Here is a 21,731-nt window from a genome sequence, read left to right as displayed (position 1 = left end):
CTATGGATAAACGTTCTAAAATTATAATTGGTTTGTTCTTTGCGGTATTCTTAGGCATTATCATCACAGAAATTGTAAAGCCAAGACCTTTAAATTGGAGACCTTCTTATACCCAAACGGATAAAATACCGTTTGGATGCCATATCCTTTTTGAAGAATTAGGAACCCTTTTTCCTGATTCTGAAATAGAAACGGTAGAAGAATCGGTGTATGATTTTATATACAACTTACCAGAAGATTATGCTACTAGTAATTATATGCTTATCAACGGACATGTTAGTTTGGACCAACAAGAAACCAATAAACTTTTGGAATATGTAGCAAAGGGGAATACTGTATTTCTTGCCGCAAATTCTTTTAGTTACTTTTTAGCAGACACTTTAAATATTGAAATAGATAGCGACTACGGCTTACAAGAAGATACCGTAAAGGTAAGTTTAACCCATCCAAAATTTAAAAAACCATTCTATTTTTCTAGAGGTTATGATAAGTCTCACTTTACTAGTGTAGACACCGCTAACACTACGGTATTGGGTTATGTAGATTATAAAACTGAGGATTATTTAGATGTAAATAAACATAAGGAACATCATGAAGTCAATTTTATTAAAACCACTTTTGGTAAAGGTGCTTTCTACATCAATACCATACCACAAGCTTATACCAACTATTACCTAAAACAAGGTAATAAAGACTATATAGCACAAACCTTTTCTTATTTAAAAGACGATAAACTATACTGGGATAATTTTAAAAAAGCAGGCCGCAAAGTTGTGAGTTCTCCCCTACGCTTCGTATTAAATGAAGAGGCTTTAAAATGGGCCTACTATTTAGTAGTTAGTGGATTGCTATTATTTATGATTTTTAAAGCCAAAAGAGAGCAACGCATTATTCCTATCATCACACCAAAAGAAAATACATCGGTATCCTTTGCTAGAACGGTGGGTGCATTGTATTATCAAAATAAAGATTATACGGATTTAATTCAGAAAAAACTTAACTACTTTTTGGCCCATTTAAGAAGTAGATATTTTATGGACACCACGGTGCTAAATCATAAAAGCATAATGGTACTATCAGGCAAATCTGGCAAAAGCAAAGAAGAAATAAAAGAGCTAATAGACTATATAAATTACCTTAATAAAAAAACTATGCATTCTGAAGATGATTTGGTTGCATTAAATAAAAAACTAACCGCCTTTAAGCAGTAACAATGGAAGAAAATAGCGTTAATGAGAGTCCAATGGAATTCAACAATCGTGTAGATTTAACCAAACTACAAGATGCCGTTGAGCGTATAAAATTAGAATTAGGCAAAGTAATTATTGGGCAAGAACAAATGATAGAATTGCTAATCATTTCAATCCTTGCTAACGGTCATAGCCTTATAGAAGGTGTTCCAGGAGTAGCCAAAACGGTAACTGCAAAATTATTAGCAAAGAGTATGGATGTGGAATTTAATAGAATTCAGTTTACTCCAGATTTAATGCCTAGTGATATTTTAGGAACTTCTATTTTCAACGTAAAAACTTCTGAATTCGAATTTAAGAAAGGCCCTTTATTTTCCAATTTTGTTTTGATAGATGAGATTAATCGTGCCCCTGCAAAAACACAAGCAGCTTTATTTGAGGCTATGGCAGAACGCCAAATTACCATAGACGGCGCTGCATATACTATGCAACCACCCTTTTTAGTTTTTGCCACTCAAAACCCTGTAGAGCAAGAAGGCACTTATCGCTTACCAGAAGCGCAGTTAGACCGCTTTCTTTTTAAGATAAATGTGGATTACCCTTCTTTAGAAGAAGAGGTAACTATACTTATGAGTAAACATGAGCAGAAAACAAAAAACCAAGAAGATTTAATACAAGCTGTACTTACTGCTCAGGAAATAGCTGAGTACCAAGAAACCATTAAAGAAATAATTGTAGAAGATAACCTTATCCGCTACATAGCAGAGTTGGTTAATGCCACCCGTACCAATGCTAACTTGTACTTAGGAGCATCTCCTAGAGCTTCAATAGCCATCTTGGATGCTTCAAAAGCCTTAGCCGCTATTAGTGGCCGGGATTTTATAACTCCAGAAGATATTAAAAAAGTAGCTCCTGCTATTTTAGCGCATCGTATTATTCTAACACCAGAAAGAGAAATGGAAGGTTTAACACCAGGTAAAATGGTAGCTCAGTTAATAGAATCCATAGAAATCCCAAGATAATAGTTTGAAACAATTCTTTAAAAATACATACTTAAACCCGCGGTTTTTTATTGCTTTAGGGCTGTTTACCCTAGCTTTTATGGTGGCTTTTGTTTATGGTAATCTCTTAAGCAGTATACAATTACTATTTTACCTCTTTGTGTTAGCCCTTTTGGTAGACTTTATCTTGCTATTCTTGAGTAAGGGTAAATTTGAGGGAAACCGGATTGTACCAGACAAACTATCTAACGGTGATGAAAATCCAATTAGCATTAAAATTACCAATAGGTATTTATTTAAAGCCACACTTAAATTGATAGATGAAATTCCGTTTCAATTTCAGAAACGTGATTTTGAGTACCAAAGTAAATTAGAGAAGGGCGAAACAAAAACGTACGAATATACCCTAAGACCAACAGAGCGGGGCACATATTCTTTTGGAGCTATTAATGCCTTTGCCTCTTCTCCTTTAGGTTTGCTATCGCGAAAATTTCAATTTGACAATGCGGCCGAAGTTCCAGTATATCCTTCCTTTTTACAGCTACGTAAGTACGATTTAATGGCGTTTAGTAACAGATTGTTTGAGTATGGCTTAAAAAAAATAAGACGTATTGGCCATACTATGGAATTTGAACAGATTAAGGAATACGTTCGTGGTGATGATATTAGAAACATTAATTGGAAAGCCACTGCCAAGCACAATCAGCTCATGGTTAATCAATACCAAGACGAAAAATCCCAACCCATTTATTCTGTAATAGACAAAGGGCGTGTAATGCAGATGCCTTTTAATCACTTATCATTATTAGACTATGCAATAAATGCCACTTTAGTAATTAGCAATATCGCCATAAAAAAACAGGATAAAGCAGGCATGTTTTCTTTCAATACCAAAGTAGAAAACCGCGTAGTGGCAGACCGTAGGAGTGCTCAGATGAATCTAATTCTAGAAACCTTATACAATTTAGATACAGAATTTTTAGAAAGTGATTTTAGCCGATTATATATAGATGTAAAACGCAATTTAAATCAGCGAAGTTTACTGCTTTTATATACCAATTTTGAAACCATGGATGCCTTGCACAGGCAATTACCCTACCTGCAAGCCATAGCCAAACATCACTTACTGGTAGTCATCTTTTTTGAAAATACAGAGCTTGAAGAATTTATCACTAAGAAAGCTAAAAATGTGCATCAAATTTTTGAACAAACCATTGCAGAAAAGTTTATTTACGAGAAAAAATTAATTGTAAATGAGTTAAGAAAACATGGTATACAAACTTTGTTAACTAAGCCAGAAGAACTCACCGTTAACACTATTAATAAGTATCTGGAAATAAAAGCTAGAGGTTTATTATAAGTGCTTTAGACTTTTTTTTACTGGTCTGCAGAAAGCTTCGTAATAATCACACCCACCTCGTCCTTTTCAAACTTTTGAATTAGTTTTAATGCATATTTAACTAAGAATGATGGCGGGTTAGCCAATTTAGCACCAAGTCTTTCTATCAAAATATCTAAATTTTTTATTGCTTGTTGGTTATCCTCTGGACCAAGAGACCAGAGTAGATTGGCTGCATTCCATGCTTGTTGTCTCGCTTTTCTCATGCTGAAGTCGATAATCTTTTCATCGTTATTTCGTCCTAATAAGTCTAACACAAAAAGCAATGGAGAAACTCGCCCTAGGCGGTCTTGTAATTCGTCTGTAATTTGAAAGAGAATATCATTTACTTTATTAAAATCATTCTCAATAGCTTTGATATCTTGGTTCTCCATGCTGGTTGCAGTTGCAATAGCTAAATCCAAATTAATATGCGCATTCATCCCCAACATTATATGCTGTAAAACAGTTAAAGGTTGTGCTGCATTAGAGAAAGCAATTGCCCAAGCCTTGCTCACGGCTAAACCATTTTTGTAGGCCTTGTAAGCATCTAAATATAAATTAGCAAAAGCGACATCCATACGCTCTAATCGTTGGCCGTTCTCAAAGTTGCCTAAGGCCAATTCTTTAGCAATTTCTGCCGTAGTACGCCTGTATACATAGGCGAACAAGCCTATGGAATTATTCTCTTGTATACTTTCTGCAATGATTGCATCTAACTGCTGCAAAACTTGTTGAATGGTAGTTGCTTTCTGCATATTACTAGCTTTTTAGGTACAAAACACGGGAGAACTGCTATAAATGTAAAGCTTATTACCAATTAAACAGACCATTAACCCTTTAGTATACAAATGGGTATGTTAACTGGCTAAGAGAAGGAATTGGCGCGTTGGTAAAATTTTCAGCATTTATTTCTGGCACGTAGCCCACCTTATTTGCAGCCTTATTTGTAGGTAACTTTCGTTTTTTCTTGTGGTCTGTAAAAATATCTATGGTAACCCCTACGGTAAGTCCGCCTAGAACTGTTGCTAACAAATCATCATTATCCCAACCAGAACCGCCTTTGCCAGAATCAATAGCTTCTTTACCAAGACCAATTAGAGCACTGCCCCCAACCGCACCAGCAAACGTCCAAAAACGGTCTCCTTTAGATATTTGCTTTGCAATCCCCGCACCTGCCAGTCCGTATAAGTTACCACCTAAAAAATGCAATGCTTTGTCATTCTCTATTTGTGCATGGGTCTTAAAAAAGCAACATAATAGAAAAATGGTTATAATTCTACTCATGATGGCAAAGATATAAAAGCTTAGAAGTATACCAGTTTAAGAAAAGGCCATCTGAGTCAAGCGTTTCTTTTCTTCTTCAAATTCCGTTAGTAACCGTTCCATAATTTTTGCAACGGGCAAAATATCGTGTATTAAGGCAGAAGTCTGCCCTATTTCTAATTCGCCCTCTTCTAAGTCTCCTAAAAACATACCTTTTTTAGCCCTAGCTCTTCCTAAAACTGCTTTTAAATCGGCTACCGAAGCACCTTGAGCGTAAGCATTTTGTACATCTTCATAAAATTTATTTTTAAGCAAACGTACAGGCGCTAATTCTTTTAAAGTTAGCTGAGTTGCCCCCTCTTTTGCAGCCACTACTTGCTCCTTAAATGCGGTATGAGAAGATGCTTCTATACTCGCTACAAACCGACTGCCAATTTGCACCCCGTCTGCACCTAAAGCCATAGCCGCTAACATCTGGCGCCCTGTGGCTATACCACCTGCAGCAAGCAAGGGAATTTCCAGTTTTTCTTTTACCGTAGGGATAAGTACCATTGTTGTAGTTTCTTCCCTACCATTATGGCCGCCTGCCTCAAAACCTTCTGCAACCACCGCATCTACACCTGCTTCTTGTGCCTTAAGGGCAAATTTTAGACTGCTCACTACATGTACCACGGTAATTCCTTTTTCCTTTAAAATAGGCGTCCAAACTTTAGGATTACCAGCAGAAGTGAAAACTATTTTCACTCCTTCTTTCATGATTATTTCCATGAGTTTATCCAAATCTGGATACAGCATGGGTATATTTACACCAAAGGGTTTATTGGTGGCTTTTTTACATTTTTGAATATGTTCTAATAAAACCTCTGGATACATGCTCCCTGCGCCGATAATTCCCAACCCACCAGCATTAGAAACTGCAGCGGCAAGCTTATAACCACTAGCCCATATCATCCCTCCTTGAACAATGGGGTATTGAATATTAAAAAGTTGGGTAATCCTATTTGTCATAGTTTAAGAAATAACACCAGAGCCTATTAACTCATCATTTATATACCAGGCCACAAACTGCCCCTCCGTAATAGCGGATTGCGGTGCTTCAAAATCTACATACAAACCTGATTCTGCCTTATACAATTTAGCTTTTTGTAAAGGCTGTCTATACCTAATGCGCGCCATCACTTCTAAAGTACCATCTAATTCTAGCCGCATGTCTTCTCTAACCCAATGCAGTTCTGCATCACTAACAAACAATGTACTCCTAAATAATCCTGGATGGTTTTTACCCTGACCCGTAAAAATGATATTCTCCTGCACATCTGTCTCTACGACAAACAAAGGTTCTTTAGTCCCACCAACATCCAATCCTTTGCGTTGACCTATGGTAAAAAAATGGGCGCCTATATGTTCCCCAACCACCTTGCCATCTGTTTTAGCATATTGCGGTTTTTGAGCTTTAAAGGCAAGTTCCTCTGTTTTGTTATTAAACACTGGTTGTGTTAGCTGATACTGTTCAGCATCTTTAGGCACCTCTACAATAACTCCTTTTTTAGGTTTTAGCTGTTGTTGTAAAAAGTCTGGCAGGCGTACCTTACCAATAAAGCAAAGGCCTTGAGAATCTTTTTTATCCGCAGTAATCAAATCGTTTTCTGCTGCAATTTTACGCACTTCGGGTTTAGTAAGATGCCCAATAGGAAAGAGCGTTTTACTCAATTGCTCTTGAGAGAGTTGGCACAAAAAATAAGACTGGTCTTTATTACCATCTATACCTGCCAATAGTTGATGTACCTCTTTACCTTCTTTATTAACAAATGTGCCTTTACGGCAATAATGCCCGGTAGCCACAAAGTCTGCCCCTAGGTCTAAGGCTATTTTTAAAAAAACATCAAACTTAATCTCCCGATTACAAAGTACATCCGGGTTGGGTGTTCGCCCCATTTCGTACTCACGGAACATATAATCCACAATACGTTCTTTGTACTGCTTGCTTAAATCTACGGTTTGAAAAGGTATCCCCAATTTATCTGCTACAATTAGGGCATCATTACTGTCTTCTAACCAAGGACACTCATCAGAAATGGTCACAGAATCATCGTGCCAATTCTTCATGAACAGGCCAATAACCTCATATCCTTGCTCCTTTAATAGGTATGCGGTTACACTAGAATCTACTCCACCAGAAAGTCCTACTACTACTTTTTTCTTTGTACTGCTCATAACACTGCAAAAATACGAACAATATTCGTCGGTCTACCAACCAGAAACTTAACATAAAAGTGCTTTTAAATCAAAAGGGTTAACATAGAGTTAAGCTTGCATTTAAGTTAATTATAGGTACAGGAAGTAATTTCATCGGCTGAGAACACAATCAAACTAAAATTGGAAATGAAAGCCTTCCCAAAACTATTTAATTCCCTAATTATCTTCACCTTAACCTGTTTAATCGTGGCCTGTAGCAAAGGAGATGATGGACCAAGTAAAGTTGAAAACGAACAGGAAAATACCGATTCTGATGCCTCTGATGGCACAGAAGAAGATAATAGCAGTACAGCAGTACATTTATTAGACCTTGCTACTAGCATTGATGACTTAAGTTTTTTGGCGCTAGCCTTAGATAAAATTGATCCTGCTATTAAAGAGCAACTAAGCAAGGAAGGAGATATTACTGTTTTTGCTCCTACAAACACCGCTTTTGAGAACTTGTTAGCAGAACTAGAGGATTATAATAGTTTAAATGATTTTTCTTCTGAGGAGGATTTGCTGCTTTTAGAAGAAATTGTAAAATACCATGTTATCGCTAATGAAGCATTACTTGCTGCCCAAGTAACGAATGATAAATCCTACACAACCCTACAATCCGAAACCGTAACAACCTATACCACAGATGGTGTACAATTACAAGATAAAACCAATACACGCTCTAGTGTAATAGTAGCAGATAACCAAGCAAGCAATGGTATTGCTCACCTTGTAGATAAAGTACTTTTACCACAAGCTGTATTAGATGCTCTAAACCCTCAACAAAATTCCGATAAAACAGTTGCTGAACTAATTGGCACCACAGAAAATTTGAGCTTACTCAAAGATGCCTTACAAGTAGCTGGTTTAGAAAGCACTCTTAATGAAGAAGGTCCATTTACGGTCTTCGCCCCTTCGGATGACGCTGTACAAGTACTTTTTGATTTATTGGGAGAAGGATATGCGTCTTTTAGTGATTTTGATAATAGTATAGAAATCTTGTTGTTACAAGATATTTTAAAATACCATGTTGTAAATCAGAATCTATTAGCAGCAGATTTGGAAGCAACTGCATATGCTACTTTACAAGCCAACCAAAACTTTGAGTTAGTAGCCACGGCTAACGGATGGGAAATTAATGATGCCTCTAACACCAATGCCGCTCTAACAGAAATTGATAAACTTGCAACCAATGGTGTAGTGCATGTAATTAATAAAATTCTAATCTCACCAGAAACAGCAGAGTTATTGGCCAGTATAGGTATTGATGTGAATGATATTCCTGACCCAAATGCTACTAGTATTAAAGCGTTGGTAGAACAAACTACAGAACTTAGCTTTCTGCAGCAGGCGTTAGAACTTACTGGTTTATTGGATACCTTAGGAGAAGATGGCCCATATACGGTTTTAGCACCCGCTAATGAGACTATCATATTTTTGTTTGCTCTTTTAGGTAATGCTTCCTTAGATGATTATACTTCATCTTTTGAAATTGATATACTAAGACAAGTACTTCAGTACCACATAATACCAAAAAATATTACTGAAGACATGCTCAAAAGCGGTAACATTACTACCTTATTAGGAGAACCTATCACTATAAACAACACTAATGGTACAATAAATTTTACTGACGGAGTTGGGCTGACATCTACGTTAAGATATGGAAATATACCAGCAAGCAACGGAACCATACATATTGTAAACAACCTTTTACTACCGGCAACAGTAGTTGACCGCTTAGCGGAACAAACTACATCAACTTTTAATGCTTTAGCAGCAGAATTAAAAGAGAATAGAATTGTAATGACCGCTTTATTAATGGCTGGTGATGAAATAAAAAATGGATTGACTACCCAAAGTAAATTTACTATATTCTTGCCTACCAATGCCGCATTCCTAAACCTGTTTAAAAGTTTAGATGGAATAGAAAGTTTAGCTGATTTTGATACAGAAGCGGAATTAGTAATCCTGAGTAAAATTTTGGCCTACCATTTGGTTCTTTATCAAAACAAAAATGCAAATGATTTTATAGATGGTGAAGATCTTGTGAGTTTTCAAGGTGAAGCGATAAGGGTACACTTAAATGGTGAAATCAATTTAATTGACAAAACTAATAAAGCTGCTAAAGTGACTAAAACCGATATCGCATTTGGTAATGGCACCTTACATTTTATAGATAAAGTACTAATTCCACAAGCTGTTTTAAAGCATTTATAATAAACACCCACCCTAATTAAAAAGAGACCGCTAATTGTTGCGGTCTTTTTTTTGTTTAATCTCATTTTGTTAAACTTTTGCAAAATTACATTAAACAGACGCAACCTTAAGAATATTGTTTAATCTTTATAGTGTTTAATTCAACAAACATCATAAATGCTTACACAAATAAGTAACTAATTACTAGCGTATATGAATATAATGTTGACTTAATTAAATATTCAATTAAACAATTTTTAAACTATTTGACTATGAAAAATTTTTTAAGCATCAGTAATTATCTAGTACTGGCTTTTTTTTCACTATTTATCCTGTCTTGTGACAGTGATGACGATGACGGGCAAGAAATGGAACCAGAAATGGAAGCAAACATTGTTGCTACTGCCCAAAACACGGAAGCGCTAAGTTCATTAGTTGCCGCATTGGTAAAGGCAGATGAAAATGCAAATTCTGATTTAGTAGGTACGCTTAGTGCAGAGGGTAATTTTACAGTATTTGCTCCTACCAACGAGGCGTTTACAGCTTTATTAGCTGGCTTAGATGGTTACGATTCTTTGGAAGATTTTGATACTGAAGAGGAAAAAGCCTTATTAGGTAAAATATTACAGTATCATGTTGTGGCAGGAACTGCTGCGGCCTCAACAGATTTATCTGATGGACAAACCATAACTACTGTGCAAGGAGAAAGTGTAAGTGTTTCTTTAACTGGTGGTGTGTTTATTGGCGATGCCACCGAAACAGATGCGGAAGTTGTAATTGCAGATGTTATGGCTAGCAACGGAATAGTGCATGTTATTGATAAAGTGTTATTACCTCAAGAAGTTTTAGATGCGCTTATGCCAGAAGAAGAAGGGCAAGATTTAGTGGAAATTGTAGTTGAATCAGAAACTTTAACTGTTTTAGAAGCTGCTGTAATAAAAGCAGATTTGGTTGCTACATTACAATCTGACGGTCCCTTCACTGTATTTGCGCCTACTGATGATGCTTTTATTGCTTTGTTAGAAGCCTTAGGAGATGATTACAATTCTTTAGATGATTTTGATACAGAAGAAGAAATTGCACTACTTAAAGACATTTTATTGTACCACGTAGTTCCGGCTCAGGTTTTAGCTGCTGATTTAGCAGCAGGCACTGTTGGCACAGCTTTAACAGATAACTCTATTGAAGTTATTGCAAGCGGAGAAACATTTGTAATTGGAGATGCTTCTGATGCAAATGCAAACATTACGGGTACAGATATTATGGCAACAAACGGTGTTGCACATACCATTGACAAAGTTTTATTACCACAAGCTGCTATTGATTTTGTAGCTAGTTTAAATATGAAAAATATTGTAGAACTTGCCCAGGAGACTGATGATTTAAGCGTATTGGTAGATGCGTTAGTAAAAGCCAATGCAGGTCTTGTAGACACTTTAAGTGGTGAAGGTCCATTTACAGTTTTTGCTCCAACCAACGCTGCTTTTGTCGCTTTATTAGAAGCATTAGGTGATGACTACAATTCTTTAGACGATTTTGATACCGAAGAAGAAGTAGCTTTATTGGTAGATATCTTAACTTACCATGTAATTGCGGGTACAGAAGCTTTTTCTACAGATTTGACAGATGGTCAAATGTTAACTACAGTAAGTGAAGATATGTTAACAGTAAACCTTACTGGCGGTGTTTTTATAGCGGATGCTACAGATATGCCTGCGAGTGTTGTAACGCCAGATGTAGATGCTTCTAACGGAGTGGTACACATTATAGATAAAGTTTTACTACCACAAGCTGCTGTAGATTTTGTTGCTAGTTTACACACGCCTAACATTCCAGAATTGGCGATGTCTGTAGACGATTTAAGTTTACTAGTAGATGCTTTAGTACAGGCAGATGCAGGCCTAGTAGAGGCTTTAAGCGGCGAAGGACCTTTTACAGTTTTTGCTCCTACAAACGCAGCTTTTGCTGCGCTATTAGATAGCTTAGGAAGTGAATATAATAGTCTTGCAGACTTTGACACTGCAGAAGAAAAAGCTTTATTAGCTAAAATCTTAACTTACCATGTGGTTTCTGGCGCTGCGGTAACATCTGGACAATTAACAAATGGACAAATGGTGACAACCCTACAGACTGAAACTATTACCATAGATTTAAGTGCAGGAGTTCAATTAGACGATAAGACAGATACTAATGCAAATGTTACAGGTGCGGATAATGAGGCTAGTAACGGCGTTGTACATATTATTGACAAAGTATTGTTGCCACAAGAGGTAATAGACGCATTGCACGGATAGTCAATCAGATACAAAAAAATAATAGAAAGCCTTGAGAAAATTATGTCTCAGGGCTTTTTTTATGGACAAAAGTACCGTTCATCGGAGAGACATCAACCTTGGATATTTTACCATACAAAATTGGGTAATTGACAACTAAAAATTTTTTAAGCACTCAAAAGCCCGCATCTTTGGGGTCCTAAATCTTTCCAAACTATACCTATTATGTTGAAATGTTTCCCCCCTAAAAAAAGGGGGAAACTTTCTAAAAAAGTTCCCCCCAGGAATTTTAAAATAACAGAAACATTTACCTTCTTTTTCCAGTATTTTTTTGCGCTTCTGCTTCTTCCATCATTTCTCTCATCTTACGTTGAAAACGATTTTCCTTTTTAGGCTTTTTCTTGTTTTCTTGTATCTGAGCATGAATCTTATCCTCATTTATAATATAGTTCTTAATAGCCAACATAATAAAGATGGTAATTAAGTTAGAGATAAAGTAATATAAACTCAATCCACTAGCATAGTTATTAAAGAAAAATAACATCATAATAGGAGACAAATACATGATAAATTTCATGTTTGGCATACCTGGTTGTTGCTGCATTTGCATAGTTTGCCCAGTGGTAAGCGTCATATAAAAGAAGATAGCAATAGACGCTAAAATTGGAAATAAACTTACGTGATCCCCATAAAATGGAATGGAAAAAGGAAGTTCAAATATCGTATCATAAGAACTCAAATCTTCTGCCCATAAAAAAGGCTTTTGACGCAACATAAATGATGTTGGAAAAAACATAAACAATGCGTAGAATATTGGCAATTGCAACAATGCAGGCACACAACCACTCATTGGGCTAACTCCTGCTTTGTTATACAGTTTCATCGTTTCTTGCTGCTTTTTCATAGCATTGTCTTTATACTTCTCATTAAGCTCTGTAATCTCTGGTTTTAACACCTTCATTTTAGCTTGAGATAGATAAGACTTATACGTTACTGGTGATAAGGCCAAACGCACCATTATCGTCATTACTATAATGGCGATACCATAAGGCAAAAAAGAACTTAACAATCCAAAAAGTGGCGTAAATACATAGCGATTTATCCAACCAAAAATTCCCCATCCAAAAGGTATAGATTCTACCAAGTCTAAATCTTTGTATTTGTCTTCTTTTTCATAAGAAGAAAGTACATCAACATCGGTTGGTCCATAATACCAATACATGCTTTGATTAAATTCGCCTCCTTGCAAACTCAATGGCATTTTAGCCGAATAATCTTTAGTGTATCTAATACTTCTACTTTCCTCTTCTACTAAATTCTTAGAGGAGATAGCAGCAGTACTAAAAGGCTTATCCGTTGCAAGAATGGAACTAAAGAAATGCTGCCTGTAAGACAACCACTTTACTTCTTCTTCTGTTTCTTCGTCTAAATCACTGTTTTCAGAAAGCTTGCTAATTTTACCATCTTCATGGTTATATGTTAAGCGGGTGTATCTGTTTTCATAACGCACACTTTTGTTATGCCTTATCCCTTTTAAATCCCACTTTAAATCTACTTCTTTAGATGAGTTTACGACACTACCCAGGCCTTGAGACCTAACTGTAAAATCTACTAAGTAGTCTTTAGGCTTCATCTCATACCTAAATTCTAAAAACTGATTTGTTGCAACCCTAGCTTTCATAGAAAGCACCTGATTATCGCCACTTTTGGTAAGATTTGGCTCAAAATATAAATCTTGCGTTGCTAACGTTCTATTATCGGTTGTGGAAAAACTAATCCCAAAATCCGCATTACCATCTTTTACTAAATACACCGGAATACTATCAAAAGTGACGAATTCCTTCATTTTAGCCTCTACTATTTGACCTCCTTTATTAGCAATAACCAAATACAGCACATCATTTTCTAAAACTGTTGTTCCATTTGTGGCTTCTGTAAATCCGAAAGCACCAATAGCACTCTTGTAATTTGCTACTGCCGTAGAATCATTAAGATTTAAACTTGGTTTAGATTGATTTTGGCTAGGTTGTTGTTTTGCTTCTTCTGCCTTTTTTTCTGCAGCTGCGAGTTGTTCTTGTTTGGCCTTTTCAGCTTCCAACTCTTCTTTAGAAGGCTGTCTTAGGTACATCCAGCCTAATAGGATTCCAAAAATTAATACGAAACCTATTATAGACTTGACGTCCAATTTCTTTTCTTCCATGAAAATAACTTAGAATAATTTATACGCTACTAGCTAGCAAATATATGTCCAAAATTAGGCATTATGCCAAACTGGCATTGCTTTGTTCTACTTTCTTGTTTAAAACTGCTTTTACAAACCCTACAAATAAAGGGTGAGGGTTGGCTACAGTACTTTTATATTCTGGGTGATATTGCACTCCAACAAACCACGGATGATCTGGAATTTCTACAATTTCTACCAAATTAGTTTTTGTATTGAAGCCCGTAGCTAACATGCCTTCGTTTTCTAGTTCTTCTTTATATGCGTTATTAAACTCAAATCTATGACGATGCCGCTCCATAATACGTTCTGCACCATTGTATACGGTACTTGCTAAACTGCCCGGAGTCAACACACATTCCCATGCCCCTAAACGCATAGTACCGCCTTTATCTACAACCGATTTTTGTTCTTCCATCAAATTAATTACTGGATGTGGCGTATCTGAATCCATCTCTATAGAATTAGCGTTCTCTAGCCCTAAAACATTCCTAGCAAACTCTATAACCGCCATTTGCATTCCCAAACAAATACCTAAAAATGGCACCTTGTTTTCTCGTGCAAATTGCACGGCCTTAATTTTACCTTCAATACCACGCTCTCCAAATCCTGGAGCTACTAAAAGACCATCCAAGCCCATTAGTTTTTTATCCACGTTATTGGGCTTTAAATATTCTGAATGAATAAATCTTACATTTACTTTAACCTCGTTTGCAGCACCTGCATGGATAAAAGCCTCTAAAATAGATTTGTAAGAATCTTGCAATTCTACATATTTACCAATAAGACCAATGGTAACTTCGTTTTTTGGATTTTTATGACGTTGTAAAAAGCCTTTCCAGTTTTCTAAATCTGGTTCTGTATTATCCGCTAATGCCAATTTTTTAAGCGCTACTGTATCTAACCCCTGTTCTTGCATTAACAAAGGCACATCATAAATAGTACTTGCATCTATAGATTGTATAACAGCTTCTTTTTTAACATTACAAAACAGAGCTAGCTTTTCTCGCTTTTCTTCAGAAATATCATGCTCTGTACGGCAAACCAAAATATCTGCTTTTATACCACTCTCCATCAACGTTTTAACCGAGTGCTGGGTTGGCTTGGTTTTCAATTCACCAGCAGCGGCTAAATACGGCACCAAGGTTAAGTGAATTACAATACCGTTGTTATCACCTAACTCCCATATCAATTGCCTAACTGCTTCTATGTATGGTAAAGATTCAATATCCCCTACAGTACCGCCAATTTCTGTAATAACAATATCATAATCGCCACTTTTACCCAAAATTTGGATGCGTTCTTTAATTTCATTGGTAATATGCGGTACTACCTGTACCGTTTTTCCTAAAAATTCTCCTCTACGCTCTTTCTCTATTACACTTTGGTAAATTCTACCTGTGGTTACATTATTGGCTTGGGAAGTTCTCACGTTTAAAAAACGCTCGTAGTGACCAAGGTCTAAATCTGTTTCTGCACCATCATCGGTAACATAACATTCCCCATGCTCATACGGATTCAACGTTCCTGGATCTACGTTAATATAAGGATCTAATTTCTGAATTGTGGTTCTATAACCTCTGGCCTGTAGTAGTTTAGCTAATGAAGCGGCTATAATTCCTTTACCTAAAGATGACGTTACTCCTCCCGTAACAAAAATGTACTTGGTCTCTGACATGTTCAAAATTCAACGTTACGGGGCGTAAAATTACAACAAACGGTAAAAAAATTGGGAATTTATATCGGAAATTCTTTTTGTAATTTTCGGATTAATGGCTCAAGTCCATCAGACTTAACGTCTAACATAGTTTGCATATGTTCTCCTAATTTGCCTGGAGGATAGCCTTTTTGCCTAAACCATACTAAATAAGCAATAGGTAAATCTACCAAGTAGCGACCCTTATATTTACCAAAAGGCATTTTATAATGCGCTAACTCTAATAGTTTTTCTTTATGGTGTTGGTTATACATTTATAACTAATTTGGTATCTTTCTAGAGTTAACAACCGCAAACAATGAAAAGACGAAATTTTATTACCACTGCCGCGGCTGCCTCTGCAGGCGTAGCAACTACTAATCTAGCTGCACAAACCATGACACAAGAAAAGGATTTTAAATTAAAAAACAACATTAATCATAGCGTAGCGCAATGGTGTTTTAATATGTATCCTTTAGAAGAATTTCTTGCAATACTAAGAGATTTGGGTGTTAAAGGGATTGATCTTATTGGACCTGACAATTTTGATTTACTAAAGAAATATGATATCCACTGTGCCATGTGTAATGGTGCCGAATTAGGTCTTACAGATGGTTTTAACGACCCTAAAAATCATGCACAACTTATTAAAAATTATACAGAGGTAATACCAAAAGTTGCTGATGCTGGCTACACTAATTTAATTTGTTTTAGTGGCAACCGCCGTGGCATGAATGATATTGTAGGCTTACACAATTGTTATGAAGGACTTTCTAAGCTAATGCCCATAGCGGAAAAATATGGAGTAGTGATACAGATGGAATTATTTAATCAAATTAATCATCCAGACTACATGTGCGATAGCAGCTTATGGGGTGTAGAACTCTGTAGGCGTTTAGGTTCTGATAACTTTAAACTGTTATACGATATTTATCATATGCAAATACAAGAGGGCGATATTATAAATACCATACAGCAGTATCATGAATACTTTGGTCACTACCATACGGCAGGGGTTCCGGGTAGGCATGAGATTGACGAATCACAGGAACTTTATTACCCTGCAATTATCAAAGCAATAAAAGATACTGGTTTTACTGGCTATGTAGCACAAGAATTTGTGGTTACTTGGGATGATGAAATAGCAGCACTTAAAGATGCTTTATTGCGTTGCGATGTATAATCTTAATACTAAAAAAGTGCCTTTTAAGGCACTTTTTTAGTATTAATTCTGATATTTAGCTTTTTTACTTCCCTCATACATTTCATACTTTAACCAACGTGCTTCTAACTTACCATTAAAGACTTTTATCTTTTTTGAAGGTCTTAATCCAACAGACTTAAGTGCTTCTAAATTCGAAGTAATTATCCATGCATCTGTTCCTGGATAGCTCTGCTTTAAAGTGTCTCCTATTTTAGCATAAAATGTAGGCACATCCACATTTAAACGCTCTCCATAGGGCGGATTACAAACTAGATGAAGTTTATTTTCCGTTGGCTTTTCTGTCCTAAAAAAGTCTTTTCGTTCTATGGTAATATATTCACTCAAATTTGCGTTATCCACATTTTCTTGTGCTTTACGCACCGCAGAAGGTGCCTTATCGTAACCAATGATTTTGTGTTTAAACTCTCTTACTTTATTTAAACAAGAATCAATAATTATATGATGCAATTCCTCATCATAATCCATCCAGTTTTCAAATGCGTAAGATGTTCTGTTAATATTAGCCGGGATATTGCAAGCTATCATAGCCGCCTCAATCAAGAAGGTTCCACTACCACACATGGGGTCTAGCATATCTGTTAATCCATCCCATCCACTTTGCAACAAAAGGCCCGCCGCTAGAACTTCGTTAATCGGAGCAATATTAGTGGCAATTTTGTACCCTCGTTGATGTAAAGAAGCCCCAGAACTATCTAAAGAAACTGTACAGTTATTTTCATAAATATGAATATTAATTCTAACATCTGCATTTTGAGAATTTACACTAGGTCTCTTCTGTGTCACCTCTCTAAATTTATCTACCAAAGCATCCTTTGCACGCTGAGAAACAAACATGGAATTATTAAAAACTTCTGTATGCATGGTAGTATCAAAGGCAAAGGTTTTATCTACATCAAAAAAAGATGGCCAATCCAACAAGAATAATTCACGATACAACTGTTTTTCATTAAAAACTTTAAATTCCTTAATAGGTTTATAAATTTTTAATGCTGTACGTAAACAAAGGTTTGCTTTGTACATAAAACCTGTATCACCTTCAAAGGTTACATTACGTACTCCCTCCTTTACATTGATAGCTCCTAAATTGCGAAGCTCTTTCGCCAATAAAGGCTCAAAACCGTACAATGTTTTTGCTAACATTTTAAAATTACCACTCATAGAAATACATTCAATTCTCCAAAAATAGGGTAATTTTGCACCTTACGCTTTTAATTGCCTAATGATTTACGTTTTACCCATAATAGCGGTACTCTTAAGCTTTGTTTTTGTTTATCTAACCAAGCCTAAAAAGACCTTATATATTAATTTAATGCTAGCTTTTAGTGGTGCTTTTCTGCTATCTATAACCTTTTTTGAGTTATTGCCAGAAGTGTATAAGGAAACCGATTCTAAAGTTGTTGCCTTATTTATTTTAGCAGGAGTGTTGTTGCAAGTATTCTTAGAGTTTTTCTCTAAAGGCGCAGAACATGGTCATATGCATTTTGTTCTCAAAAAAAATGAGTTCCCTACGATACTATTCCTAAGCCTTGCCATACATGCTCTAGTAGAAGGCATGCCTGTTGCTAGCGATTCTAATATACTTTATGGCATCTTAATTCATAAAGTCCCGGTGGCCTTGATTTTATCTATATTCTTGATTAATTCAAGTTTAAAATTTTCTTTAAGCGTTTTATTTATTGTACTATTTGCCTTTATGACACCGTTAGGAAGCTTTTTAGCTCTGGAATCTACCTGGTTTACACAATACAAAATATACCTACAAGCCTTAGCCGTTGGGGTATTTTTACACATTGCTACCATTATATTATTCGAAAGCTCAAAAGGACATTCTTTTAATCTGCAAAAACTATTAGTAATTATATTAGGAATTGCCACAGCTTACTTTTTGTAAACTCGAGTGGTGTGATTTTCAAATAATGCCTTTTGCTTTAATTGCAATTGATACTTTTGGTTAAGTTGAAATAATAAAGACCTGTCTCCTGTATTGGTAAGTACGTAATAATTGGGATTATTATCTAAAAACAATTCTAGTTCCTCTATAGTGAATACCACATTAAATGTAGCTTCAAAATTAAATGGAAAAGCACTATCAAAACGTTGAAAGGCTACAAATTGAGGACTACTCCCTAATACTGCTTTTACTTTTTCTGTAGGAGTCTCTTTGGCTAGTTTAGGATAAATAATACCAAATAAAAAGAAACCCATAACCACCCAACTAATTGCCAAATAGAAAAAGGAATTTTTAAATCGTTTATTTTTAAATTGATAAAGACAAAGAATACAACCAATAGGTAGAACAAGCAACAGTAACGAATACCACCTATATTGAGTTACTCCTTCTTCTAAGTACAAAGCGACATATCCCCCTACGGGTAGTAAGCAAGAAATTATGAGTAATAGCAATAATCCTCTAGCTATCGCCTTTTTATATGTTTCAATCTTCCTAAACACCATATCAAAATAAACAGCAATCACTAAAACCAAGAAAGGATAACAAGGCATAGTGTAATTAGGCAGTTTTGTGCTAGCCACACTAAAAAAAACAATAGTTACCACACCAATAATTGCACTAAACGCAACGATTGAAGTTCTATCCTTAGATTTAAAAAAATGGCGGTAAGCGGGAATCAAAAAAAATGAAAATGGCAGTAATCCAACTAAAACAAATACCCACGTAAGTAAAAACAAACCACCGTGACCTTCTTTACCAGTATTAAATCGATTTAAATTATGGTCTAGAAAAAAACCGTTAGTAAATTGTCCTTCCGTAGCTACATGGACTAAATAAAACCATGGTACAGCAACTGTAACTACCAATAAAAAACCCGCTATTGGTTTTAATTTAGATATAGATTTTAAAGATAATTGCTTACTATACAACAAATAACAAGCTACACTTAATAAAGGTAAAATTATAGCTATAGGTCCTTTACTAAGAATACCAAAACCAAAACTAAAATATGCTAGAAAAAACCATTTTCGGTTGTTAGTTATATATAAGCTGTATAAACTAAACAAACCAAAACTCGTAAAAAAAATTAAATAAGGATCAGGTACTGAAAGATGAAATTCTTGAATAAAAAAAAGAGAAGATAGTAGTACCGTACAACTGATTACCGCCACCCTTATAGAAGTAAACTTTTGAGAAAAATAAAAAGTGGCAGCAAATGTAAGAGCTCCAAAAAAAGCGGAAAAAAAGCGTGCAGCAAAAGCATTTACCCCAAATAAATGATACGCTATAGTCATAAAGTAATAATGCACCACAGGTTTATCTGTTCTAAGTGTATTATTAAAAAAAGGAGTAACAAAATTACGATTTACAAACATCTCCCTTGCTGCCTCAGCATTTCTGGCCTCATCTAAAATGTAAATAGGATACGTCCAAGAAAAAGCTATACAGCACATAAAACTGACTACAAACACTATACTTATTTGTAGTAACAAAGACTTGCTTTTTATGAAAGAACTTATCAATTAAACAATTGTTTTAAAACCTGTTGAGCATTTTTAAACACTTTAGAATTACGAAGCACTAATTGTTTAGAATGCCAATCTTTAGGTACATTCTTAACGAACAAGTAAGCTAAAACCGAAGATAAAATTCCGAAAAACATACCCACATACACGTCAGCGTACCAATGTTGAAAAAGATAGATTCTAGAAAATCCTACAAAAAGACCAACAACAACCAAAACCCAACTGGCAACTTTATTTCTAGCCAATATTGCAAAAAAGGAAACCAAATAAAATATAGTAGCTGTGTGTCCAGAAGGAAACGTATTTACGTGCCTAACTTTTAAACCAGGAATCAGGTCAACGGTATGCATTAAACCAGAACGTCTAAAAAACAATAAGGGTCGCAACTCACCATGAAACAAGCCTTTTTTACAAAGTATTACTATAAATGCTTGAATTAAAAAACCAATTATAAAAATGGCCAACCATTTCAACCTAAAACGTAATAAGATTGGTAATACTAATAATACGGTTATAGCATTACCTAAGGAACTTGCTTTAAGAAATAAAGCATCTAAAAAAATAGTCCTCCTTTGATTTATTTCTTGCATTAACTCAATTTTATTCAACAACAAAAAGGGAGTCAAAACTAATAGCATAATTAAAAAAGGAAACAATCGCTCTATTACTACACGCATAGCACTAACGTTTATTTCCAAAAATAACATGGTAAAACGTAAACTATATTGTAAGATGCTTTAAATAAGCCTTATCAAAAAGTAAAATATAATGTAAAATTATGAGGAACTATACTTAATTTAATTCTCTATTAAATCACTATTTCAGAATAGATAAAATACCAATGCGACGCTGCACCTAATAATACAAAAACATGCCAAACTAAATGATTAAAAGAAATCCGCCTATTGGCATAAAAAAAAATTCCAAAAGTGTAGAAGAACCCACCAATAGCCAACCAAACAAAACTAACATCATTTAAGCTTAAGATAAATGGAAAATCTATGACTACTAACCAACCCATTATACCATAAAGCACAAGAGAAAACACTTCAAATCTCCCTGTAAAAAATAACTTTAAAATAGTTCCAAAAATGGCTATTCCCCAAACTAAATATAATAACAATAAACCTCTACCATCTTTAAGTAAGGTTAAACAAATGGGAGTATAAGTACCCGCAATTAAATAATAGATACTTATATGATCTAGTTTTCGTAGCTTAAATTTAAGAGAGCTCTTGTAAACAGAATGATAAATGGTAGAAGCCGTAAACATCAGAACCAGAGAAACACCATAGACCATTAAGGGCCACTGCAAGCTCCTTATAGCATTATTATACAATAAATATAAAACCCCAAATAAAGACAATAAAATACCGATACCATGAGAATAAGCATTCCATTTCTCCTCTAAAATTGTGTTAGGTGTTTGCATGTAGTAAAAATAAGCAATAAAAAAACCCCTTTACGAATTGTAAAGGGGTTTGAAGGAGGCGGCGACCTACTCTCCCACCTGGTGTGGCAGTACCATCGGCGCTATCGGGCTTAACTACCCTGTTCGGAATGGGAAGGG

At 35.4% G+C, this 21,731-nt stretch carries 18 protein-coding genes and 1 rRNA gene; 7 read left to right on the top strand and 12 right to left on the bottom strand.

Annotation, left to right across the window (positions count from 1 at the left end; translation table 11 throughout):
- The first annotated feature begins 2 nt into the window (after window positions 1-2).
- Genes HCO57_RS00095 through HCO57_RS00085 form a run of 3 tightly spaced genes read left to right on the top strand, consistent with a single transcriptional unit; the run spans window position 3 to window position 3,551 of the window.
- A complete protein-coding gene (locus HCO57_RS00095) occupies window positions 3-1,211 on the top strand; it encodes a DUF4350 domain-containing protein (protein ID WP_167987270.1) in 1,209 nt (402 codons plus the stop codon).
- A 2-nt stretch (window positions 1,212-1,213) separates the two neighbouring features.
- The gene (locus HCO57_RS00090; protein WP_167987268.1) at window positions 1,214-2,212 is read left to right on the top strand and encodes an AAA family ATPase; all 999 of its coding nucleotides are present in this window, start codon (window positions 1,214-1,216) and stop codon (window positions 2,210-2,212) included.
- A 4-nt stretch (window positions 2,213-2,216) separates the two neighbouring features.
- Window positions 2,217-3,551, top strand: a complete 1,335-nt coding sequence (locus HCO57_RS00085) for a DUF58 domain-containing protein (RefSeq protein ID WP_245167509.1) — start codon at window positions 2,217-2,219, stop codon at window positions 3,549-3,551.
- A 17-nt stretch (window positions 3,552-3,568) separates the two neighbouring features.
- Here HCO57_RS00085 and HCO57_RS00080 read toward each other — a convergent pair whose 3' ends face one another.
- The 4 genes from HCO57_RS00080 to mnmA form a co-directional block, all read right to left on the bottom strand.
- Window positions 3,569-4,327, bottom strand: a complete 759-nt coding sequence (locus HCO57_RS00080) for a DUF5995 family protein (protein WP_167987266.1) — start codon at window positions 4,325-4,327, stop codon at window positions 3,569-3,571.
- 82 nt (window positions 4,328-4,409) lie between these two features.
- Entirely contained in the window at window positions 4,410-4,856 is a 447-nt protein-coding gene (locus HCO57_RS00075) for a hypothetical protein (protein ID WP_209065902.1), read from the bottom strand.
- A 36-nt stretch (window positions 4,857-4,892) separates the two neighbouring features.
- Complete coding sequence (locus HCO57_RS00070) at window positions 4,893-5,843, bottom strand: NAD(P)H-dependent flavin oxidoreductase (protein ID WP_167987264.1); 951 nt, start codon at window positions 5,841-5,843, stop codon at window positions 4,893-4,895.
- Between the two features lie 3 nt (window positions 5,844-5,846).
- A complete protein-coding gene (gene mnmA, locus HCO57_RS00065) occupies window positions 5,847-7,049 on the bottom strand; it encodes a tRNA 2-thiouridine(34) synthase MnmA (RefSeq protein ID WP_167987262.1) in 1,203 nt (400 codons plus the stop codon).
- Between the two features lie 168 nt (window positions 7,050-7,217).
- Between mnmA and HCO57_RS00060 the strand changes: the two genes are divergently transcribed.
- Both HCO57_RS00060 and HCO57_RS00055 read left to right on the top strand, forming a co-directional pair.
- On the top strand, window positions 7,218-9,290 hold the full coding sequence (locus HCO57_RS00060; protein WP_167987260.1) for a fasciclin domain-containing protein: 2,073 nt from the start codon (window positions 7,218-7,220) through the stop codon (window positions 9,288-9,290).
- Between the two features lie 251 nt (window positions 9,291-9,541).
- A complete protein-coding gene (locus HCO57_RS00055) occupies window positions 9,542-11,563 on the top strand; it encodes a fasciclin domain-containing protein (protein WP_167987258.1) in 2,022 nt (673 codons plus the stop codon).
- 286 nt (window positions 11,564-11,849) lie between these two features.
- Here HCO57_RS00055 and yidC read toward each other — a convergent pair whose 3' ends face one another.
- From yidC to HCO57_RS00040, 3 genes are all read right to left on the bottom strand, one after another.
- Window positions 11,850-13,742 (bottom strand): membrane protein insertase YidC, encoded by a 1,893-nt coding sequence (gene yidC, locus HCO57_RS00050; RefSeq protein ID WP_167987256.1) that lies wholly within the window; start codon window positions 13,740-13,742, stop codon window positions 11,850-11,852.
- A 61-nt stretch (window positions 13,743-13,803) separates the two neighbouring features.
- The gene (locus HCO57_RS00045; RefSeq protein WP_167987254.1) at window positions 13,804-15,441 is read right to left on the bottom strand and encodes a CTP synthase; all 1,638 of its coding nucleotides are present in this window, start codon (window positions 15,439-15,441) and stop codon (window positions 13,804-13,806) included.
- A 59-nt stretch (window positions 15,442-15,500) separates the two neighbouring features.
- Window positions 15,501-15,734 carry a DUF3820 family protein gene (locus tag HCO57_RS00040; protein WP_167987252.1) on the bottom strand — a complete coding sequence of 78 codons (234 nt, stop codon included), beginning with the start codon at window positions 15,732-15,734 and terminating at the stop codon, window positions 15,501-15,503.
- Window positions 15,735-15,778: 44 nt separating this feature from the next.
- On the opposite strand from HCO57_RS00040, the gene HCO57_RS00035 reads away from it, so the two are divergent.
- Complete coding sequence (locus HCO57_RS00035; protein WP_167987250.1) at window positions 15,779-16,642, top strand: hydroxypyruvate isomerase family protein; 864 nt, start codon at window positions 15,779-15,781, stop codon at window positions 16,640-16,642.
- A 42-nt stretch (window positions 16,643-16,684) separates the two neighbouring features.
- Here the strand turns inward: HCO57_RS00035 and HCO57_RS00030 are convergent, their stop codons facing one another.
- Window positions 16,685-17,842 (bottom strand): class I SAM-dependent RNA methyltransferase, encoded by a 1,158-nt coding sequence (locus tag HCO57_RS00030; protein ID WP_167987248.1) that lies wholly within the window; start codon window positions 17,840-17,842, stop codon window positions 16,685-16,687.
- A 61-nt stretch (window positions 17,843-17,903) separates the two neighbouring features.
- Between HCO57_RS00030 and HCO57_RS00025 the strand changes: the two genes are divergently transcribed.
- Complete coding sequence (locus HCO57_RS00025; RefSeq protein ID WP_167987246.1) at window positions 17,904-18,575, top strand: ZIP family metal transporter; 672 nt, start codon at window positions 17,904-17,906, stop codon at window positions 18,573-18,575.
- Here HCO57_RS00025 and HCO57_RS00020 read toward each other — a convergent pair.
- The 4 genes from HCO57_RS00020 to rrf form a co-directional block, all read right to left on the bottom strand.
- Window positions 18,563-20,128 (bottom strand): ArnT family glycosyltransferase, encoded by a 1,566-nt coding sequence (locus HCO57_RS00020; protein ID WP_167987244.1) that lies wholly within the window; start codon window positions 20,126-20,128, stop codon window positions 18,563-18,565. The genes HCO57_RS00025 and HCO57_RS00020 overlap by 13 nt on opposite strands.
- Window positions 20,129-20,154: 26 nt before the next feature.
- Window positions 20,155-20,838, bottom strand: coding sequence for a phosphatase PAP2 family protein (locus tag HCO57_RS00015; protein WP_167987242.1), 684 nt, complete (start codon window positions 20,836-20,838; stop codon window positions 20,155-20,157).
- 131 nt (window positions 20,839-20,969) lie between these two features.
- Complete coding sequence (gene trhA / locus HCO57_RS00010) at window positions 20,970-21,593, bottom strand: PAQR family membrane homeostasis protein TrhA (protein ID WP_167987240.1); 624 nt, start codon at window positions 21,591-21,593, stop codon at window positions 20,970-20,972.
- A 53-nt stretch (window positions 21,594-21,646) separates the two neighbouring features.
- Window positions 21,647-21,731: ribosomal RNA gene (gene rrf, locus HCO57_RS00005) — 5S ribosomal RNA — on the bottom strand; the annotation flags it as partial.

The sequence above is a fragment of the Croceivirga sp. JEA036 genome (assembly GCF_011882165.1).
GTDB lineage: Bacteria > Bacteroidota > Bacteroidia > Flavobacteriales > Flavobacteriaceae > Croceivirga.
Note: the sequence above shows the minus strand (reverse complement) of the source record. Positions and strands in the feature narration are given on the sequence as shown.

Bases quoted from the DNA above. Each gene is read 5' to 3' on its own strand.
- HCO57_RS00035 (WP_167987250.1), top strand. From the start codon at position 15,779: ATGAAAAGACGAAATTTTATTACCACTGCCGCGGCTGCCTCTGCAGGC.
- HCO57_RS00060 (WP_167987260.1), top strand. From the start codon at position 7,218: ATGAAAGCCTTCCCAAAACTATTTAATTCCCTAATTATCTTCACCTTA.
- HCO57_RS00090 (WP_167987268.1), top strand. From the start codon at position 1,214: ATGGAAGAAAATAGCGTTAATGAGAGTCCAATGGAATTCAACAATCGT.
- mnmA (WP_167987262.1), bottom strand. From the start codon at position 7,049: ATGAGCAGTACAAAGAAAAAAGTAGTAGTAGGACTTTCTGGTGGAGTA.
- HCO57_RS00080 (WP_167987266.1), bottom strand. From the start codon at position 4,327: ATGCAGAAAGCAACTACCATTCAACAAGTTTTGCAGCAGTTAGATGCA.
- HCO57_RS00030 (WP_167987248.1), bottom strand. From the start codon at position 17,842: ATGAGTGGTAATTTTAAAATGTTAGCAAAAACATTGTACGGTTTTGAG.
- HCO57_RS00095 (WP_167987270.1), top strand. From the start codon at position 3: ATGGATAAACGTTCTAAAATTATAATTGGTTTGTTCTTTGCGGTATTC.
- HCO57_RS00040 (WP_167987252.1), bottom strand. From the start codon at position 15,734: ATGTATAACCAACACCATAAAGAAAAACTATTAGAGTTAGCGCATTAT.
- HCO57_RS00045 (WP_167987254.1), bottom strand. From the start codon at position 15,441: ATGTCAGAGACCAAGTACATTTTTGTTACGGGAGGAGTAACGTCATCT.
- HCO57_RS00075 (WP_209065902.1), bottom strand. From the start codon at position 4,856: ATGAGTAGAATTATAACCATTTTTCTATTATGTTGCTTTTTTAAGACC.
- HCO57_RS00070 (WP_167987264.1), bottom strand. From the start codon at position 5,843: ATGACAAATAGGATTACCCAACTTTTTAATATTCAATACCCCATTGTT.
- HCO57_RS00055 (WP_167987258.1), top strand. From the start codon at position 9,542: ATGAAAAATTTTTTAAGCATCAGTAATTATCTAGTACTGGCTTTTTTT.
- yidC (WP_167987256.1), bottom strand. From the start codon at position 13,742: ATGGAAGAAAAGAAATTGGACGTCAAGTCTATAATAGGTTTCGTATTA.
- HCO57_RS00025 (WP_167987246.1), top strand. From the start codon at position 17,904: ATGATTTACGTTTTACCCATAATAGCGGTACTCTTAAGCTTTGTTTTT.
- HCO57_RS00015 (WP_167987242.1), bottom strand. From the start codon at position 20,838: ATGCGTGTAGTAATAGAGCGATTGTTTCCTTTTTTAATTATGCTATTA.
- trhA (WP_167987240.1), bottom strand. From the start codon at position 21,593: ATGCAAACACCTAACACAATTTTAGAGGAGAAATGGAATGCTTATTCT.